Below are 17295 nucleotides of genomic sequence, written 5' to 3' on the forward strand. Positions count from 1 at the left end.
GGGTCACGTTGTGGTGCGTGCGGGGGGTCACGCGGTGGTGCGTGCGGGGGGTCACGCGGCGCTGACGCGCTCGTATATGGCGGCGAGGCTGCGGTCGGCGAGCAGCCGGCCGACGGGGACGCGGGTGCCGGTCTCACGCTCGACGGCGGTGACGAGGCGCAGCATGTGCATCGAGTCCCAGCTCACGACGTGGTCGAAGTCCGCGGAGAGGTCGTCGACGCCCAGGGGCAGGTCGAGCTCGTCGCGCACCAGGTGGATGAAGTCCTCTTTGGTCATGACGCGGTGCCTTCCAGGGAGGAGTCGAGCAGGATGTGGGCGGGGACCGCGGGGAGCTCCGCGAGGTCGTGGCGGAAGTGGAGGGCCTCGTCCGTCGTCGACGTGGTGGCGAAGCCCATGGAGGGCCAGAACTCCCGGACGTTCCTGTTCTTGGCGGTCGGCCGGTAGCTCGCGTGGACCGTGCGGACGCCGGTGGTCCGGGCGTGGGCGAGGAGTGCCGCGACGGCGGTCTGCTCGATGCCGCGGGCGAAGACCCGGCAGGAGAGCAGCATGTTGTCGACGTGGAGTTCGGTGCCGTCGGCGGTGCGGCGGGCGAAGACGGCTCCGACGACTCCGTTGTCGCCGAAGCGGTCGCCCGAGCGGATCGTGAGGACCAGGTGGTCCGGGTCGCCGGCCCTGGCGGTGACGTCCTCGACGCCGAGGCGGACCGTCGTCAGGTTGAACTGGTTGGCGCGCAGCGAGAGCTGGGCGACGCGGTCGAGGTCCCCGGCGGCGGCCTCGGCGAGCCGGACGCGGACGCCGAGCCCCTGGAGGTACTCCTCCGTCGAGCCGGCGTTCTCCAGGAGTTCGGCGCGCTCGGACTCGGTGCGGTAGAGGGCGGCCCGGGCCCGGTCCTCGTCGGTGAGGCGGGCGGTGTCGAACCAGCCGTCGGCGAGCAGCTTCTCGATGTGCAGGGCGGGCTCTTCGTCGAGGCGGACGACGGCGACCTGCGGGAGGCTGTCGGCGACGAGGCCGCACTCGAAGGACGAGTCGTCGGCGAAGACGAAGCTGTCGATGCCGACGTTGAGCTTGTCGGCGATGTCCCGCAGATTGGCGTCCTTGGGCTGCCAGTTGGCGTTGACGCGGGCGAAGTCGCACTCGCGGAGCACCATGTCGGGGTGGTCCTTGAGGACCTGGACGACCGGCTCGTGGTCGTTCTTGCTGCTGATCGCGAGCAGGATGCCCTGGGAGCCGATCTGCTGGACGGCCCGCTGGAAGTTGCCGAAGGCCTCGCCGCGGAAGGTGGTGGCGGCGGCGATGCCGTCCGGGCCGTCGTCGCCGAGTATCCCGTCCCAGAGGGTGTTGTCCGCGTCGACGACGAGGACCTTCTTCGTCCGGCCGCACAGCATGCGGGAGAGGTGGGCGACCTCCCGGGCGTAGCGGGCGAGGAGGTCGTCGCCGAGGTTGGCCTTGGCGTAGGCGGCCATGCGGGGCTCGTCGAGCGGGACGCCGGAGGCGACGAGCGGGTCGAGGTCGACGACGTGGATCCGCGGGTTGCCGAGGGCGAGGCGCAGGAGTCCGCTGTTGAACTCGCGCCAGGCGATGCCGGCGCGGGCGCGGGACTCGTGGTCGATGAGCTGGTGGGTGACGCTCCGGGGCAGCGGCACGGTGTTGAGGACGAGTGCGGCGGTGGCGTTCCCGGTGAAGGCGGTGGCGAGCTGATCGATCTGGGCGAGCTTGCGCTCGGCGGTCCGTGCGAGGTCGTCGGCCTGCCAGGGCGTGCCCATCTCGTCGACGAGGGTCTGCGGGTCGAGGATCCACAGGGCGAGGTCGACGTCCGGGCCGTACAGGGCGCTCGTCGGGTCGCGCAGGTCGCGGAGGTAGGCGTCGAAGTCGCCGAGCCGGTTCTCGACGAGGACGCCGTGGCGGGCGAACTCGGCGGTCAGCGGGGCCCGTACGCCTCCGATGGTGGAGTGTCCGGTGAGGGCGAGGACCGCGGTCTCGGTCTCGGGGCGGGCCGTGAGGACGGCCTGCCGGTCGAGCTGGACGAGGAGGTTGCCGGCCCGTCGGAAGTCGGAGTCCATGCCGCCGGAGACCATGGCGGCGAGGAGGGGGGCGACGGACGGGTAGTTGTCGGCGAGGGTGCCGTCCCCGCGCAGCGCGCGCAGCGTCTCCAGCGGGGACTTACGGGTTTCACGCACCACCGGGCTGGATACCGTGGTCATTGCTGTCTCCTCACGCGTGCCGCCGTGCTGTGCCCCCCACGGGTACGGACCGATCGTCGACGGCGGCGCTTGAGCGGCACTCGCACTCGCGTCCAGCGCTCCGGCCGGGCGGCTCCCGGTGCCCCGTCCGGACCCGTGCATTTCTCATGGATCGGCACGTTCGGAGTTCATGGAAGGCCGGTGACCTGGGCACTGTCGCCTCGCGAGGCCGGCGGGCCAGACTCGGTACCACCATGAGAGCTGGCGAGTGGAGGGGTGAAGCTGCATGGACATCAAGGTCCTGGGGTCCTTCGAGGCATCGGAGAACGGGGTCGCGCTCCTGCCGACCGCGGGGAAGCCCCGCCAGATCCTCGCGCTGCTCGCCCTGCAGGCCGGCCAGATAGTCCCGGTGCCCACGCTCATGGAGGAGCTGTGGGACCTGGAGCCGCCGCGGAGCGCGCAGACCACGCTGCAGACGTACATCCTCCAGCTGCGCAAGCGGATCGAGGCGGCGCTGCCGCCGGACGGGCCGCGGCGCGCGAAGGACGTCCTCGCGACCCGGTACGGCGGCTATCTCCTCGACATCACGCCGGAGGAGGTCGACGTCCACGCCTTCGAGCGGCTCGCGGCCGCCGGGCGGCGCGCGCTCGACCTCGGTGACCGGGAGACGGGTTCCCGGCTGCTGCGCCAGTCGCTCGCGGTGTGGCGCGGCCGGGCGCTGGTCGACGTGCACCACGGGCTGCGGCTCGGCGTGGAGGTCACCCGGCTGGAGGAGAGCCACCTGTGCGTCGTGGAGTCCCGCGTGGAGGCCGATCTGGCGCTCGGCCGGCATCATGCGCTGCTGAGCGAGCTGGCGGTGCTGACGGCCCGCCACCCGATGCACGAGAACCTCTGCGCCCTGTACATGACGGCGCTCTACCGGTCGGGTCAGCAGTGGCGGGCGCTGGAGGCGTTCACCACGCTCCGCGGCTTCCTCGTGGAGGAGCTGGGGGTGGATCCCTCACCGCGGCTCCAGGAGCTGCAGCGGGCGATCCTCAGCTCCGACCCGCGGCTGACCCGACTCACCTCCCGTACCGATCTGACGGTCTGATCCGGAGGTCCGGTCCGACGGGCCGGTCCGACGGGCCGATCTGCCCACCCGCGCGGAACCCCCCGCCCCGCACGTCCTAGGAGTACCTCATGCTCTCGTCCCTCAAGGCCTTCAACATGCTGGTCATGTTCCTGCTGGAGCTCTCGGTGTACGCCGCGTCCATCATGTGGGCGCTCAGCACGACGGACAAGCTGTGGCTGAAGACGCTCCTCGCGATCGGCGCGCCGGCCGCCCTGATCGCGGTGTGGGCGCTGTTCGGCTCGCCGAAGGCGACCTACCCGGTGTACGGCGGCGGCCGGGTCCTTCTGGAGGCGCTGTGGTTCGGAAGCGGCGCCGCCGCCCTCGCCGCCTCGGGGAGGCAGGGCTGGGCGGCGGCGTTCGCGGGGATCTTCCTGGTCAACGCGGGGCTGCGGTTCCTCTGGAATCAGTACCCGGGGGCGTGATACGGGTCACCAGGCGGGCGTCTCGGTGAACTCCAGGACGGCGACGGTCCACATGAAGCCGACGCCGACGCCCATGGTGACGAGGAAGTCGCCGGGCTGCGGGTTCCTGGCCTCCGCCACGTGGTTCATGCCGATGAGCTGGTCGCCGGCGCCCATGTGGCCGTAGTCCAGGCCCCAGTCGTACGTGGTGGTCTCCGGCTTCACGCCGAGCAGGTTGTAGAACGAGAACTGGACGATCGTCTTCGCGATGTTCGCGTGGACGAAGAACCGGGCGTCGGACAGCGTGATGTCCGCGTCGTCGAGCGCCTCCTGGAGCACCTGGGAGGCGTTCTTCGTCATCTGCTGGATGGCCCGGTCGTAGGCGCCCTCCTCCTTGAGGAGGTAGTCGGCCTTGCGGGTGTGCAGGTCGACCGGCTTGCCGTCGAGGAACGGGCCGTCGGTCCAGCCCTGCGTGCCGCGGTAGACGGGCTCCAGGGAGGAGTCCGTGTAGGTCGCGGTGGACCGGAGGCGGGCGAAGCCGCCCTGGTTGGAGAGGACGACGGCGCCGGCGCCGTCGCCGTAGGCCTGCTGGCTGTCGGAGCCCCAGCGGTCGAAGTACGGCAGCCGGAAGGCGTCGCCGGTGGTGACGAGCGCCGCGGCGGGCGCGGGGCGGCACGCGAGGTGCGAGGCGGCGAGCTCCAGGCCGGCGAGGCCGCCGTTGGAGCCCTGCCGGATCTCCACGGCGATGCCGGTGCCGCCGACGGTCTCCTTCTGGACGTAGTTGACGGGGGTCCAGAAGTCCTGGCCCTGGTGGCCCATGCAGCCGTGCAGCACCATGTCGTACTGCTCGTGCGGTATCCCGGCCCGCTCCACCGCCTGGCGTCCGGCGTGCGCGGCCTGGACCGGGCCGGGCTCGTCGGCGCGGGCCACGCGGACGGCGCGGAAGCCGTTGGCCTCCGCCTCCTCCGCGTCGTAGCGGCCGGCGGCGATGGCCTCGGCGGCGGTCTCCACCTGCTCCGGAAGGTAGGCCCCGAGTCCGGCGACGTACAGGTTGTCCCAGCGCATCCGCGTGCTCCCTCTGAATCTCGAACGTGTGTGGTCTGACTGCTGTGCTGCGTGGTGCGCCGGACGGGCGCGGGGCCCGGCGGTGGTCCGCCGGGCCCGGTGTCCAGGGCGTGTTGCGAAAGTAGCGCCGGCCGCCCGAAGGGCGGGCAGGCGGGACTTTCGCAACACGCCCTAGGCGACCTGTGCGTCGTCGGTCAGGTCGAGGAAGGTCTCGACCTGACCGATCAGCTGGTCCGTGAGGGCCGGGAAGCCGGAGTCCAGGAAGTAGAAGTGGCCGCCGGGGAAGAACTTCTGGCTGAACCTCGCCCCCGTCTCGCGGCGCCACAGGTGCATCGCGGAGGCGGGGGCCCAGGCGTCCTGGGTGCCGCCGAACACGGTCAGCGGCGATTTCAGCGGCGTACGGCCCGGCGCGGGGCGGTAGTTGTCGACGGCCTTCAGGTCGGCGCGGACGGTCCGCAGGAACCGGTCGAGGAAGTCGCTCGCCTCGGTGACCCCTTCGGGCATGCCGCCGAGGTCCAGCATCACGTCGAGGAGCGCGGCGTCGTCGAGGGTGTGCAGGGGTACGGCCCCGACGCCGGGGTGCAGGGGCGCGACGCGCCCCGACACCCCGGTCCACACCGGGTACCGGCCCAGGGCCTCCAGGGCCCGGGCGGTCTCCAGGGCGACCACCGAGCCCATGCTGTGGCCGAACAGGGCGAACGGCGCCCCGGCGTCCGCCCACGGCAGGACGTCGGCGACGACGGTCTCCACCACCTCGGTCATGTCGTCGAGCTGGGGGGCGGCCGCCCGGCGGCCGCGGCCCGGCAGGTCGAGCAGGAGCAGGTCCCAGTCGGCCGGCAGGTGGCGGACGAAGGGGTAGTAGACGGCCGCCGAACCGCCCGCGTGGTGGAAGCCGATCAGCCGGACCGTCGGCTCGTCGACCGGCCGGGGCCGGAGGAACGGGCTTCTGCCGACGGTCACTTGTCCACCCCCATGGCGACGCAGACCTGGTCGCTGAGGTGGTCGAGGAGTTCGGCGACCGGCATCTCCACCGGGCAGTCGAGGGTGGGCAGGTCCACCCCGTACTGCTGCTCGACGCTCTTGGTGAGGAGCATCGCGGTGAAGGAGTCACCGCCGACGTCGGAGAACGGCAGGTCGGGGTCGAGGCCGCAGTCCGCCTTGAGCACGGCGGCGAGCTCGGTGGTCAGATAGGCGCCGATCTCGGCCCGGTCGAGCGGCGCCGTCCGGGTCGGGGTGACCGCGACCGCCACGGGGTGCGCGGGCTCGGGCGCCGTCTCCTCGATCCAGAACCGCTTGCGCTGGAAGGGGTAGGTCGGCGCGTTCGTGAACACGGCGCCGGGCGCGCCGAGCCGGTCGAGCCGCAGGGGCGCGCCGCCCCGGTAGAGCGCGGCCAGTGCCTCGGTGAGGAGGCGGGGCGCGTCCTCGGGGGCGGCGCCCGTGAGGGGCAGGCTCTGTCCGCCGGCGGTGATCCGGGCGCCCGGGGCGGCCGTGTCGCCGCCCGCGAGGGTCGTCTTGACGCCGAGGAGCGTCAGGACGGACCGCAGCCGTGCTGCGGGCGTGCCCTCCGCGCCGAGCGCCTCGGCCAGGCCGGGGAAGTGGCGGGCCAGTTCGGCGAGCGCGCCGTCCAGGAGGGCGGTGTCGCCGCCGGTCTCCAGGACGACCCGGTCGGCGGAGCGCACCCCGTCCGCCGGCTGCCCGTCGGCGAGGGCGTCGGCCAGGGCGGCCGCGTCGCTGCCGATGACGGCCAGCCGGTGGCCGAAGTGGACGCGGCCGGCGCGCAGGGTGTGGCAGAGGGAGGCGACCCCGGCGGCGTCGAGGCCCGTCAGCGCCTCCTGCACCCGCTCGGACAGCTCGGCGAGCGCCCGGGGGTCCTTCGCGGACAGGGTGAGCAGCTCCGGGTGGTCCGCCGGTACGTCGGCGGGGGCGGCGGGCGCCGGCCGGTAGGAGGAGAGCACGGCGTGGGCGTTGGTCCCGGAGAGGCCGAAGGCGCTGATGCCCGCGGTGCGCTCCTCGGGGGCGCCCGCCCACGGCCCGGCCTCCCGCGGCACGGTGAGCGCGATCCGGTCCCAGGGGATGAGCGGGTTGAGCCGGCCGTCGCCGGGCTGGGCGCCCGCCGGGACGGTGCCGTCGCCGAGCATGAGGACGAGCTTCAGGACGCCGGCGATGCCGGCCGCGGCCTCCAGGTGCCCGATCCGCGCCTTGACGCTGCCGAGGGCGACGGGGGCCCGCCGCTCCCCCGCGCCGGTGCCGAGGACGGCGTCCAGGGCGCCGACCTCGATGGGGTCGCCGAGGGCCGTGCCGGTGCCGTGCGCCTCGACGTAGCCGACCGAGCCGGGGGCGACCCGGGCGTCGGCCAGCGCCGCGCGGATCACCTCCTGCTGGGCGGGGCCGCTCGGCACGGTGAAGCCGGAGGAGGCCCCGTCGTGGTTGACGGCGCTGCCCCGGACGACGGCGAGGACCGGGTGGCCCTTCGCGAGGGCGTCGTCGAGCCGCATCAGGGCGACCATGCCGACGCCCTCGCCACGGCCGTAGCCGTCGGCGTCGGCGAGGAAGCTGCGGGACCTGCCGCCGGGCGAGAGGGCCTCGCCCTGGCAGAGGGAGACCATGAGGTCGGGGCCGAGGATCAGGTTGGCGCCGCCGGCGAGCGCGTAGTCGCACTCGCCGCCGCGCAGCGCCCGCACCGCCTGGTGGATGGCCACCAGGGAGGAGGAGCAGGCGGTGTCGACGCTGGTCGCCGGGCCGGAGAGGCCGAGGGCGTAGCTGATCCGGCCGGCGACGAAGCAGTGGCCGCTGCCGGTGCTGTGGTACGGGTCGATGCGGCTGTAGTCGCCGTCGCTGACGAACCTGCGGCCGTACTCGGAGGCCATGACGCCGACGAACACGCCGATCGGCATCCGGTCCTGGCGGCGGGCGGCGATGCCGCCGCGCTCCAGGGCCTCCCAGGCCACTTCGAGCAGCATGCGCTGCTGCGGGTCCATCGTCTCGGCCTCGCGCTGCGAGATTCCGAAGAACGCCGCGTCGAAGGAGGCGATGTCGTCGAGGAAGCCGGCGCGGTCCACGTAGGAGTGGCCTTCCTTGCCGCGCTCCGGGTGGTAGACGGACCGCAGGCCGGTGCGGTCCTCGGGGATCGGGCCGAGGGCCCGGGTGTCGGGGTCGGGGGCGTAAAGGAAGCTCCGGTACGCCTCGGGGGTGTCGATCCCGCCGGGCAGCCGCATCGCGGTGCCGACCACGGCCACGGGGGCGTGGGTGCGGGCCTCCAGCTCGGCCACGCGGTCCTTCAGACGGCGGGACAGCTTCAGCTGGTCCTGGATCACCTGCCGCAGTGCTGCGGTGTCGGGGCCGGTCGCCATCACTCTGCTCCTGCGGTCGCGTGCGTCGCCGTGTACGTGGTGGGTGTCGGTATCGGTATCGCCTTCATCGCCTGCTCACCGCTCCTGGGAGAGGTCGTCGTGGACGGCAGCGAGCAGATCGTCGAGGGAGAGCTCGTCGAGCTCCTCGGACGACGGCCCGGCCTGCGGGGTGTCGGCGGTGCTGGGCACCAGGGCGGACACCGGCGTCGTCGCCGGTGCGGGGGTGGCGGCGAGGGCGGCCGGCACGCCGGCGACCTCGGCCAGGAGGAACTCGCTCATCGACAGGACGCTCGGGTGGTCGATGGCGACGGTGGCCGGGAGGTCCCTGCCCATCGCGTGGGCGAGGGCGGTGCGCAGGTCGATCGCCATGATGGAGTCGAGGCCGAGCTCGTTGAAGCCCTCGGCGTCGGCGGAGCCGTCGGCGGGGAGTCCGTCGTCGGAGCCGAGCATCCGTGCGACGAGCGAGCGGACGGCGGCGCGCAGTTCGTGCTCGCGCTCCTCCTCGTCCGTGCCGCGCAGCCGGTCGGTGATCCAGCCGGCGGGTTCGGCGGAGCCGGTCTCGGCGCGCTCGGCGGCCGGGGCGGGGCCGGTGAGTTCGGCGACGAGGGCGGCGCGGGCGTGGCCCGCGTTCTGCTCGGCGTACCGGGCGGGGTCGAGGCCGACGACGACGAGCCGGGCGAGCGTGGCGTCGGTCGCGAAGGCGAGCGGGCCGGCCGCGTCCGCGTCGGACAGGGCCCGGATGCCGAGCCGTCCCGCGGCGCGTTCGACGGCCGCCGCGGCCGCCATGCCGCCCTTGGCCTCGGGGACCCAGGGGCCCCAGTTGACGCTGACGGCGGGGATGCCCCGGTCGCGGAGGTTCTCGGCGAGTCCGTCGAGGTAGCCGTTGGCGGCGGCGTAGTTGGCCTGTCCGGCGGCGCCGAGCACGGCCGAGACCGAGGAGAAGAGCACCAGGGCCTGCGGGTCGTGGCCGGTGATCGCCTCGGCGAGGACGTCCGCGCCGCGTGCCTTGGCGTGGAAGACCTTCTCGTACGAGGCGTCGGTGAGGGAGCCGAAGGCCGCGTCGGCGTTGATGCCGGCGAGGTGGTAGACGGTGCCGAGCGGTCCGTCGGCGGTGGCCGCCGCGACGGCGGCCGCGCAGTCGGCGGAGTCGGTGACGTCGCCGCGGACGACGGTGACGCGTACGCCCGAGGCGCGCAGTCCGTCGATGACGCCCTGCTCGGTCTCGCCGGGCGCGGACCGGGCCATGAGGGTGATCCGGTCGCCGCCGCGGGCGGCGTGCGAGGTGGCGACGGCGAGGCCGAGGGCTCCGAGTCCGCCGGTGACGAGGGCGCCGCCGGCGGGGCGGTCGGCTTCCGGTTCGGCCGGGACCTTGACGAGCCGGGCGGCCCGTACGCCGTCCTCGGTCAGGGCGAGGCGGGTCTCGGTGGGCAGGGCGCCCGCCAGCTTCGCGAGGCGGCCGGCCGTGTGGGCGGCGTCGAGCCGGACCCGGGTGAGGCGGCGGTCGGCCTGCTCGGCCTCCAGGGCGGTCGCCATGCCGAAGAGGGCCTCGCGGAGCGGTGCCCGTCCGGCGGAGCCGTCGACGGCCAGGAGGTACGGGAGGGTCTGCGGGAGGGTCCGCAGGTCGGCGGCGAGGGTCTGGGCCGCGTGCAGGGCGTCGGCCGCGTCGCCGGTGCCGGGGGCGGCCCAGCGGGCGTCGAGGACGAGGTCGGCCTCGGGGTGGGCGGGCAGTTCGCCGGTGTGGACGAGGGCCCGGTGGCCGGCGCCGGTCAGCGCGGTGACCAGTTCGGGGGCTCCGTCGGCGGCCGCGAGGACCAGGACGCCGAGCGTGCCGCCGGCCTCCGGGGTCTCGGGGAGCGGCGCCCAGTCCAGGGTGTGGACGAGGCCGTCGCCGCGGAGGCTGGCCTCCAGGACGGCGCGGGAGGCGTGCCGGATGCGGAACTCGTCGGCGGTGAAGACGCTGTGCTCCTCGCCGGTCTCCGTGTTCCTGGCGTACAGGTGGAGGTCGGCGGTCTCGACGCGCAGCCGGTCGTTCGGCAGGGGTTCGGCGCGCAGGACGCGCACCCGGCCCCACAGCTCGCCGTTCTCGGTGAGCGGGCGGCCGTGGAAGGAGAGTTCCTTCGCGGCGAACGGGATGGCGAGCGAGGGGGCCTCGACGGCTCCGTCGTCGACGAGGAAGACGGCGATGGACTGGAAGCAGGAGTCGATCAGGCCGGGGTAGAGCTCGTAGCCGGCCGGGTCGTCGGGGAGGGCGGGCATCGTGTAGCGGACGAGGGCCTCGTCGCCGCGGATCCACACCTCGTCGATCCACTGGAAGGACGGGCCGAGGGTGTAGCCGAGCTCCCGGAAGTAGTCGTAGAACTCGGTGCGGGTGAGGTGCCGGTCGCTGGAGTCGATGAACGCGGTACGGCTCTCGGCGGGCGGCCGGTGGGCGTCCGGGGTGGCGGAGTAGCGGCCGCCGATGTGCTTCTGCCAGACGCCGCGGTCGGGGTCGAGGAGGCTCTGCACGGAGAGCTCGGCACCGGCTCCGTCGGCGGGACGGTCGACGACGATCTGTGCCTCGTACTCCTCGCCGTCCTTGATGACCAGGGCCCGCGGGCAGATCAGGTCGCGGACGACGACGGGGCTGCCGTCGTTGCCGAGGGCGGAGAGGACGGTCGCGAGGTGGGACGCGGCCGGGGTGACGACCGTGCCGTAGAGGCGGTGGTCGGTGAGGTACGCGGGGAAGCCGGAGCTGCGCTCGAAGGCGAAGGCGCGGCCGGCGAGACCCGGCGAGCGGAGTTCGGCGCCCCAGTGGCGGCCGGCGCCGGCGCGGACGGCCGGGGAGGCCGTGGTGGTGCCGGTGGCGCGGCTGCCCGCGGTGGTCCAGTACGCCGTGTCGGCGAAGGGGTAGCGGGGGGCGGCGGCCCGGTCGGTGCGGCGGCCGGTGATCTTCTCCCAGTCGAGGCGCTGGCCGCGCTCGTAGAGCGTCTTGGCGGCGCCGAGGAGGACGGCGCGGTCCTGGCCGCCGCGGCGCAGCGAGGGCGTGGAGCCGCCGTCGGGGGTGAGTCCGGCGGCGCGGACGAGGTTGACGAGGGTGCGGTCGGGGCCGATCTCCAGGAGCACGTCGACGTCGAGGGTGCCGAGGGCGCGGGCGCCTTCGACGAACCGGACGGGCCGGCGGATGTGGTCGGCGAAGTAGGCGGGGGTGAAGGTGTCGGGCCCTGCCTCGGTGCCGGTGACGTTGGCGATGACGGGGAGCTTCGGGGCGCCGAACTCCAGGCCCGCGAGGGCCTGCCGGAACTCGTCGAGGACCGGGTCCATGAGCCGGGAGTGGAAGGCGTGCGAGACGGTCAGCGGCCGGCACCGGACGCCCTGCGCGATGAGCTTCTCGGCGAGGGCGTCGAGCTTGTCGGAGGGGCCGGCGACGACGACGGACTGCGGTCCGTTGACGGCGGCGACGTCGACTCCGGCCTCGGCGGCCCAGCCGGCGACGGTCTCCGGGTCCTCCGGGATCGACAGCATCCCGCCGGGCTGCGTGGACTGCATGAGCCGGGCGCGGTGGGCGATCAGCGTCATGCCGTCGTCGAGGCTCATGACCCCGGCGTGCACGGCCGCGGCGATCTCGCCGACGCTGTGGCCCATGACGGCGACGGCCTTGACCCCCCAGGACTCCCAGAGCGCGGCGAGGGCCAGCTCCAGGGCGACGAGGGCGGGCTGGGTGATGCGGGTCTGGTTGACGACGGTCGGGTCGTCGCCGTAGAAGACCAGGTTGAGGAGCGAGTCTCCGAGGTGCGGGGCGAGGGCCCGGTCGCAGGCGTCGAAGACCGCGCTGAACACCGGCTCCGACTCGTACAGTTCGCGTCCCATGCCGAAGTACTGGGCGCCCTGGCCGGAGAAGAGGAAGGCCACCCTGGGTGCCTTGGCGGGGCCGGAGGCCGGGGTCGCCGAGGCGAGTGCGGCGAGCAGCTGCTCGCGGTCCTTGCCGAAGACGGCGCGGCGCACGGGGAGGTGGGCGCGGCCGGCGCCGGCGGTGGCGGTGAGCTGGGCGAGCGCCTCCTCGGGGGTCTCCTCCAGGGTCCGCCGCCACTGTTCGGTGAGCCGGTCGAGGCCGGCGGCGTCGGGGGCGGAGAGGGGCAGGAGGAGTCCGTCGGCGGAGTCGCGCGGCGGGACGGGCTGTGTCTCGACGGCGGGGGCCTCGCCGATGACGATGTGGGCGTTGGTGCCGGAGAAGCCGAAGCCGGAGACGCCGGCCAGGCGCGGGACCTCGCCGCGGGCCCAGGTGGCGCGGGAGTCGACGACGCGGACGTTCATGTCGCGCCAGGGGACGTGCGGGTTGGGGTTCTCGAAGTGCAGGTCGCCAGGGATGCGGCCGTTGCGCAGGGCGAGCACCGTCTTGAAGACGGAGGCCATGCCGGAGGCGGACTCGCAGTGGCCGATGTTGCTCTTCACCGAGCCGATGAGCAGCGGCTCGCCGGGGCGGCGGCCGGGGCCGAAGACGTCCCAGGCGGCTTCGAGTTCGATCGGGTCGCCGAGCGAGGTGCCGGTGCCGTGGGCCTCCAGGTAGCCGATCTCGGAGCCTTCGACGCGGGCGTCGGCGAGCGCGGCCCGGATGACCTGGCGCTGCGCGGTGCCGTTGGGGGCGGTGAAGCCGGAGGAGGCTCCGTCCTGGTTGACGGCGCTGCCGTGGATGACGGCGAGGACCTGCTCGCCGTCGCGCAGGGCGTCGGAGAGGCGGCGCAGGACGAGGACTCCGCAGCCCTCGGCGCGGACGAAGCCGTCGGCGGAGGCGTCGAAGGTCTTGCAGCGGCCGTCGGGGGCGAGCATGTGGGCGCGGCTGACGGCGACCGAGCAGGAGGGTGCGGCGATGACGTTGACGCCGCCGGTGAGGGCCCGGTCGGTCTCGCCGGAGCGCAGGGAGCGGACGGCGAGGTGCAGGGCGACGAGGGAGGACGAGCAGGCGGTGTCGACGGCGAGGGCGGGGCCCTGCGCGCCGAGGTAGTAGGAGATCCGGCCGGCGGCGGCGTTCAGCGCGGTGCCGGTCGCGAAGTAGGCGTCGAGGGGCTCCAGGCCGCCGCTCTCCAGGACGCGGGCGTAGTCGGAGTTGGAGATGCCGACGAAGACTCCGGTACGGCTGCCGGCGAGGGACTTCGGGTCGGTGCCGGCGTCCTCCAGGGCATGCCAGGCGGCTTCGAGGAGGAGGCGCTGCTGCGGGTCGAGGCTCTCGGCCTCGCGGGCCGGGACGTCGAAGAACGCGGCGTCGAAGCGGCGGATGTCGCGGAGGAAGCCGCCCTGGTCGGTGGAGATGGAGCCGGGGCGGGCGCCGGCCGGGTCGTGGAGGGTGCCGGTGTCCCAGCGGTCGGCGGGGACGGGGCCGACGCCGTCGCGGCCCTCGTCGAGCAGGGACCAGAACTCCTCGACGGAGTCGGCGCCGGGGAAGCGGCCGGCCATGCCGACGATGGCGATGGGCTCGTGCCCGGTCTGCTCGGCGGGGGTGGCCGGGGTGGCCGCCGCGGTGACGGGGGCGGTGGTCGCGGCGGGGCGGGCCGCCGGGGCCTTGCGGGGCGCGGGGGCCTCGGTGCGGCCGGCGAGGCGGGCGGTCAGCTCGGCGGAGAGCCGCTCGACGGTCGGGTGGCCGAAGACGTCGCCGATGCCGACGTCGATGCCGAGGGTCTCGGTGAGCGCGGCGGCCGCGTCGACGGCCATGATCGAGTCGAGGCCGAGGTCGAGGAAGCCGGTGGTCTCGGGCAGCGCGGCCGGGTCGTCGTGGCCGAGGATCCCGGCGAGGACCTCGCGGGTGCGGCGGGTGACGAGGGTGGCGCGGCGGTGCTCGGGGGCCTCGGCGAGCTCCCGTGCGAAGGCGTCGGCCGGGGTCTCGGTGGGGGTGTCGGACGCGGTGTCCCGGTCCGTGTCCGCTCCGGTGAGGCCGTCGAACAGGGGCCTGGCGCGTACGGAGTTCATGACCGTGCGGAACCGCTCGGCGTCCAGGCGGCAGGCGACGGTGTGCGCGCCCGTGCCGTTTCCGGCGAGTCCGGCGAAGCCCTCGGCGGGGGCGACGGGGCTGACGCCCATGCGGGCGAGGAGCGCGCGGGCCTCGGGGCTCGCCATGCCGTCGAGGTCCCAGGGGCCGAAGGCGACGCTGGTCGCCGGGATGCCCTCGGTGGCGCAGAGCGCGGCGACGGCGTCGAGGCCTCCGTTGGCGGCGGCGTAGGCGCCGTAGCCGTCGGTGCCCCAGACCGCCGAGACGGAGGAGAGGTGGACGAGGAAGTCGAGGGGCCAGTCGGCGGCGAGGAGGCGCAGCCAGGCGGCGCCGGTGAACTTGCCGGCGAGGGCGGCGGCGAAGGTGTCCGTGTCGGCCTCGGCGAGCGGCAGGCGGTCGATGCTGCCGGCGGCGTGCACGACTCCGCGGACGGGCGGCAGGCCGTCGAGGACGGCGAGGGCCTCGGTGAGGCGGACGGCGTCGCCGGTGTCGGCGGGGACGTACGCGGCGGTGACGCCGACCTCGGCGAGTTCGGCGAGCAGCTCGCGGGCCTCGGCGGGCAGTTCGTCCTGCGGCCGGCGGCCGAGGAGGACGAGGTGCCGGGCGCCGCGGGCGGCGAGGTCGCGGACGAGTCCGGTGCCGATGGCGCCGAGTCCGCCGGTGAGGAGGTACGTGGCGTCGGGGCGGACGGGCAGCGGGCGCAGCGGTTCGGCGGCGGGCCGCAGCCGTGCGGTGTGCGCGGTGCCGGCGCGGACGGCGATCAGGTCCTCGGCGGAGCCGTCGGCGAGCGCGGTGACGGCGGCGGTGGCGTCGGCGTCGGTCGGCGCGGCCGGCAGGTCGAGGATGCCGCCCCAGGTGTCGGGGAACTCCAGGGCGAGGACCGGGGCGAGGCCGTGCAGGACGCCGTGGTCGGTGGCGGCGATCGGGTCGGAGCCGGTCACCTGGCGGACGCCGGCGGTGACGAGGTGGACCCGGCCGGTGCCGGCGGGGAGGGCGCGGACGGCGGTGGTCGCGGCGGCGCAGAGGGCCGCGGCGTGCGCGGTGGGCGCCTCGGCGTCGAGCGTGCCGGGCAGGGGGGCGGCGGAGAGCGCGAGCAGCAGGTCTGCGGTGACGCCGTCCAGGGCCCGGGTCCACTCCTCGGTGGTGGCGGGGAGCGTGTCGAGGGAGGCGACGGTGCGGCCGGCGGTGCGGGCGGCCTCGGTGAGGAGGGCGACGGCGGCGCTGTCGTCACCGGCGACGACGAGCGGGCGGCCGGCGGTCGCGGCCGGGGTGTACGGGATCCACTCGACGCCGAGCGCGGGCAGCGGCTCCGCGGCCTCGGCCGGGGCGGCGGCCGCGGCTTCCACCGCGGTGTCGGCCGTGCGGAGCGTCGCGGGGGCGGCGGTCTCCGGTGCGTACCGGACGCGCTCCCAGGGGTAGGCCGGCAGGTCGGCGACGCTGCGCGGGAGCGCAGTGGCGGGGGCCGTGCCGTCGAGGCGTACGGCCTCGGAGTCGGTGCCGTCGGCGAGGGCGCGCAGGGCGCGGGCGGCGGTGGCCGGGTCCTCGGCGGTGATCACGGCGCGGACGGCGTGGCGGGCGCGGCCCTCGGTGACGGTGTACGCGAAGGCCGGGTAGGCGTCCTCGGCGAGGCCGTCGGCGCGGTCGGCGAGCCGGCCGGCCCAGGCGCGCAGCCCGTCCTCGCTGCGGGCGGTGATCTCGAAGCCGGTCACGGGCGCGGAGCCTGTCGCGGGAGCGGCGCCGGTCGCGGGGGGCGCCAGCTCGTCGGTGGTCAGCGGGCCGAGGACCACGTGGGCGTTGGTGCCGCTCATGCCGAAGGAGCTGATGCCGAGGCAGTCGCCCGAGCCGTCCTCGCCGGTCCACGGGGTCTCGGCGCGCGGGAACTCGATGCCGGTGTCCGCGATGTCGATGCGGGGGTTGAGGGTGTCCAGGTGGACGACGGGCGGGACCGCGCGCCGCTTGACGGAGGCGACGCCGCGGATGAGTCCGGCGACGCCGGAGGCGGCCTCCAGGTGGCCGATGCTCGTCTTGACGGAGCCGATGCGCAGCGGCGCGCCGCCGTCGCGGCGGCCGAGGGCCTCGACGATCGCCTCGACCTCGATCGGGTCGCCGAGCGCCGTGCCGGTGCCGTGCGCCTCCAGGGCGCCGATCGCGGCGGGCGTCAGGCCGGCGTCGTCGAGGGCGGCCTGGATGAGGGAGATCTGGGCGCGGACGTTGGGGGCGGTGAAGCCGGTGGAGCGGCCGTCCTGGTTGACGGCGCTGCCGCGGATCACGGCGTGCACCCGGTCGCCGTCGCGCAGGGCCTCGGAGAGCCGCTTCAGGACGACGACGCCGCAGCCCTCGCCGCGGGTGAAGCCGTTGGCTCGGGCGTCGAAGGTCTTGCAGAGACCGTCCGGGGAGAGGGAGTTGGTCTGCTGGATGAGGCGGGTGGAGCGGGGCGACAGGATGAGGTTGACGCCGGCGGCGATGGCGACGTCGCACTCGTCGCGGCGCAGGGCCTGCCCCGCCAGGTGGACGGCGGTGAGCGAGGACGAGCAGGCGGTGTCGACGGCGACGGCCGGGCCCATCAGGCCCATCGTGTAGGCGATCCGGCCGGCGGCGAAGCAGTGGCCGTTGCCGGTGAGCCAGTAGGCGTCCTCCTGGCCGGCGGGCTGCCAGTCGCGGTAGTCCTGGCCGGTGACGCCGACGTACAGGCCGGTCCGCAGGCCGGAGAGGTACTCCGGCGCGAAGGCCGCGTCCTCCAGGGCCTCCCAGGCCACTTCGAGGAGCAGGCGGTGCTGGGGGTCGAGGCTGCGGGCCTCGCGGGGGCTGATGCCGAAGAATCCGGCGTCGAACTCCAGCACCTCGTCGAGGTAGCCGCCCCGGCGGGGGAGGTTCTCCCACTCCGCGGCGAACGGGCCCTTGCGGTGCTCGGGCATCGGGGCGACCAGGTCGCGGCCCTCGGACAGGGCGTCCCAGTAGCCGTCGAGGTCGACGATGCCGCCGGGCAGGCGGAGTCCGACGCCGACGACGGCGAGCGGTCCGCTCTGCCCGGAACGGGCCTCTTCGAGCTCTCCGCGCAACTTCTTGATGGTGTCCATCGCGCGGCTGAGCGGGGTGGCGCTGGTGGAGCTTCGCCCGGCACCGGTCTTCCGGTCTGCCGATTCCTCATGGGTCGGTTGCGTCGTCACAAGAAGGTCCCTCGCGGTCGGCATGTCGTACTGACTGGTTTTCAGGAGCCGGGCGAGCTCCACTC

General features: G+C 74.7%; 8 protein-coding genes. 2 read left to right on the forward strand and 6 right to left on the reverse strand.

Features of this window, described 5'->3' with window-relative positions; all coding sequences use genetic code 11:
• Window positions 1-51 precede the first annotated feature (51 nt).
• Together ACF08F_RS05430 and ACF08F_RS05435 are read right to left on the reverse strand one after the other, a co-directional pair.
• Window positions 52-276, reverse strand: coding sequence for a phosphopantetheine-binding protein (locus ACF08F_RS05430; protein ID WP_358468435.1), 225 nt, complete (start codon window positions 274-276; stop codon window positions 52-54).
• Window positions 273-2201 (reverse strand): HAD-IIIC family phosphatase, encoded by a 1929-nt coding sequence (locus ACF08F_RS05435; RefSeq protein ID WP_392297159.1) that lies wholly within the window; start codon window positions 2199-2201, stop codon window positions 273-275. Before ACF08F_RS05435 ends, ACF08F_RS05430 begins: the two co-directional genes overlap by 4 nt.
• A 265-nt stretch (window positions 2202-2466) precedes the next feature.
• Here ACF08F_RS05435 and ACF08F_RS05440 point away from each other — a divergent pair, with 265 nt between their 5' ends.
• A complete protein-coding gene (locus ACF08F_RS05440) occupies window positions 2467-3270 on the forward strand; it encodes a BTAD domain-containing putative transcriptional regulator (RefSeq protein ID WP_392297160.1) in 804 nt (267 codons plus the stop codon).
• An 89-nt stretch (window positions 3271-3359) separates the two neighbouring features.
• Entirely contained in the window at window positions 3360-3713 is a 354-nt protein-coding gene (locus tag ACF08F_RS05445; protein WP_189504647.1) for a YrdB family protein, read from the forward strand.
• A 6-nt stretch (window positions 3714-3719) separates the two neighbouring features.
• Here ACF08F_RS05445 and ACF08F_RS05450 read toward each other — a convergent pair whose 3' ends face one another.
• From ACF08F_RS05450 to ACF08F_RS05465, 4 genes are all read right to left on the reverse strand, one after another.
• Complete coding sequence (locus tag ACF08F_RS05450; protein ID WP_392297161.1) at window positions 3720-4757, reverse strand: ketoacyl-ACP synthase III family protein; 1038 nt, start codon at window positions 4755-4757, stop codon at window positions 3720-3722.
• A 171-nt stretch (window positions 4758-4928) separates the two neighbouring features.
• Window positions 4929-5717: a thioesterase II family protein gene (locus ACF08F_RS05455; protein ID WP_392297162.1), complete on the reverse strand. Its 789-nt coding sequence runs from the start codon at window positions 5715-5717 to the stop codon at window positions 4929-4931.
• A complete protein-coding gene (locus ACF08F_RS05460) occupies window positions 5714-8107 on the reverse strand; it encodes a beta-ketoacyl synthase N-terminal-like domain-containing protein (protein WP_392297163.1) in 2394 nt (797 codons plus the stop codon). The genes ACF08F_RS05455 and ACF08F_RS05460 overlap by 4 nt, the downstream gene beginning before the upstream one ends.
• 75 nt (window positions 8108-8182) lie before the next feature.
• Window positions 8183-17230 carry an SDR family NAD(P)-dependent oxidoreductase gene (locus ACF08F_RS05465; RefSeq protein ID WP_392297164.1) on the reverse strand — a complete coding sequence of 3016 codons (9048 nt, stop codon included), beginning with the start codon at window positions 17228-17230 and terminating at the stop codon, window positions 8183-8185.
• Window positions 17231-17295: the final 65 nt, after the last annotated feature.

It is taken from the genome of Streptomyces sp. NPDC015130, from assembly GCF_043080005.1.
Lineage (GTDB): Bacteria > Actinomycetota > Actinomycetes > Streptomycetales > Streptomycetaceae > Streptomyces.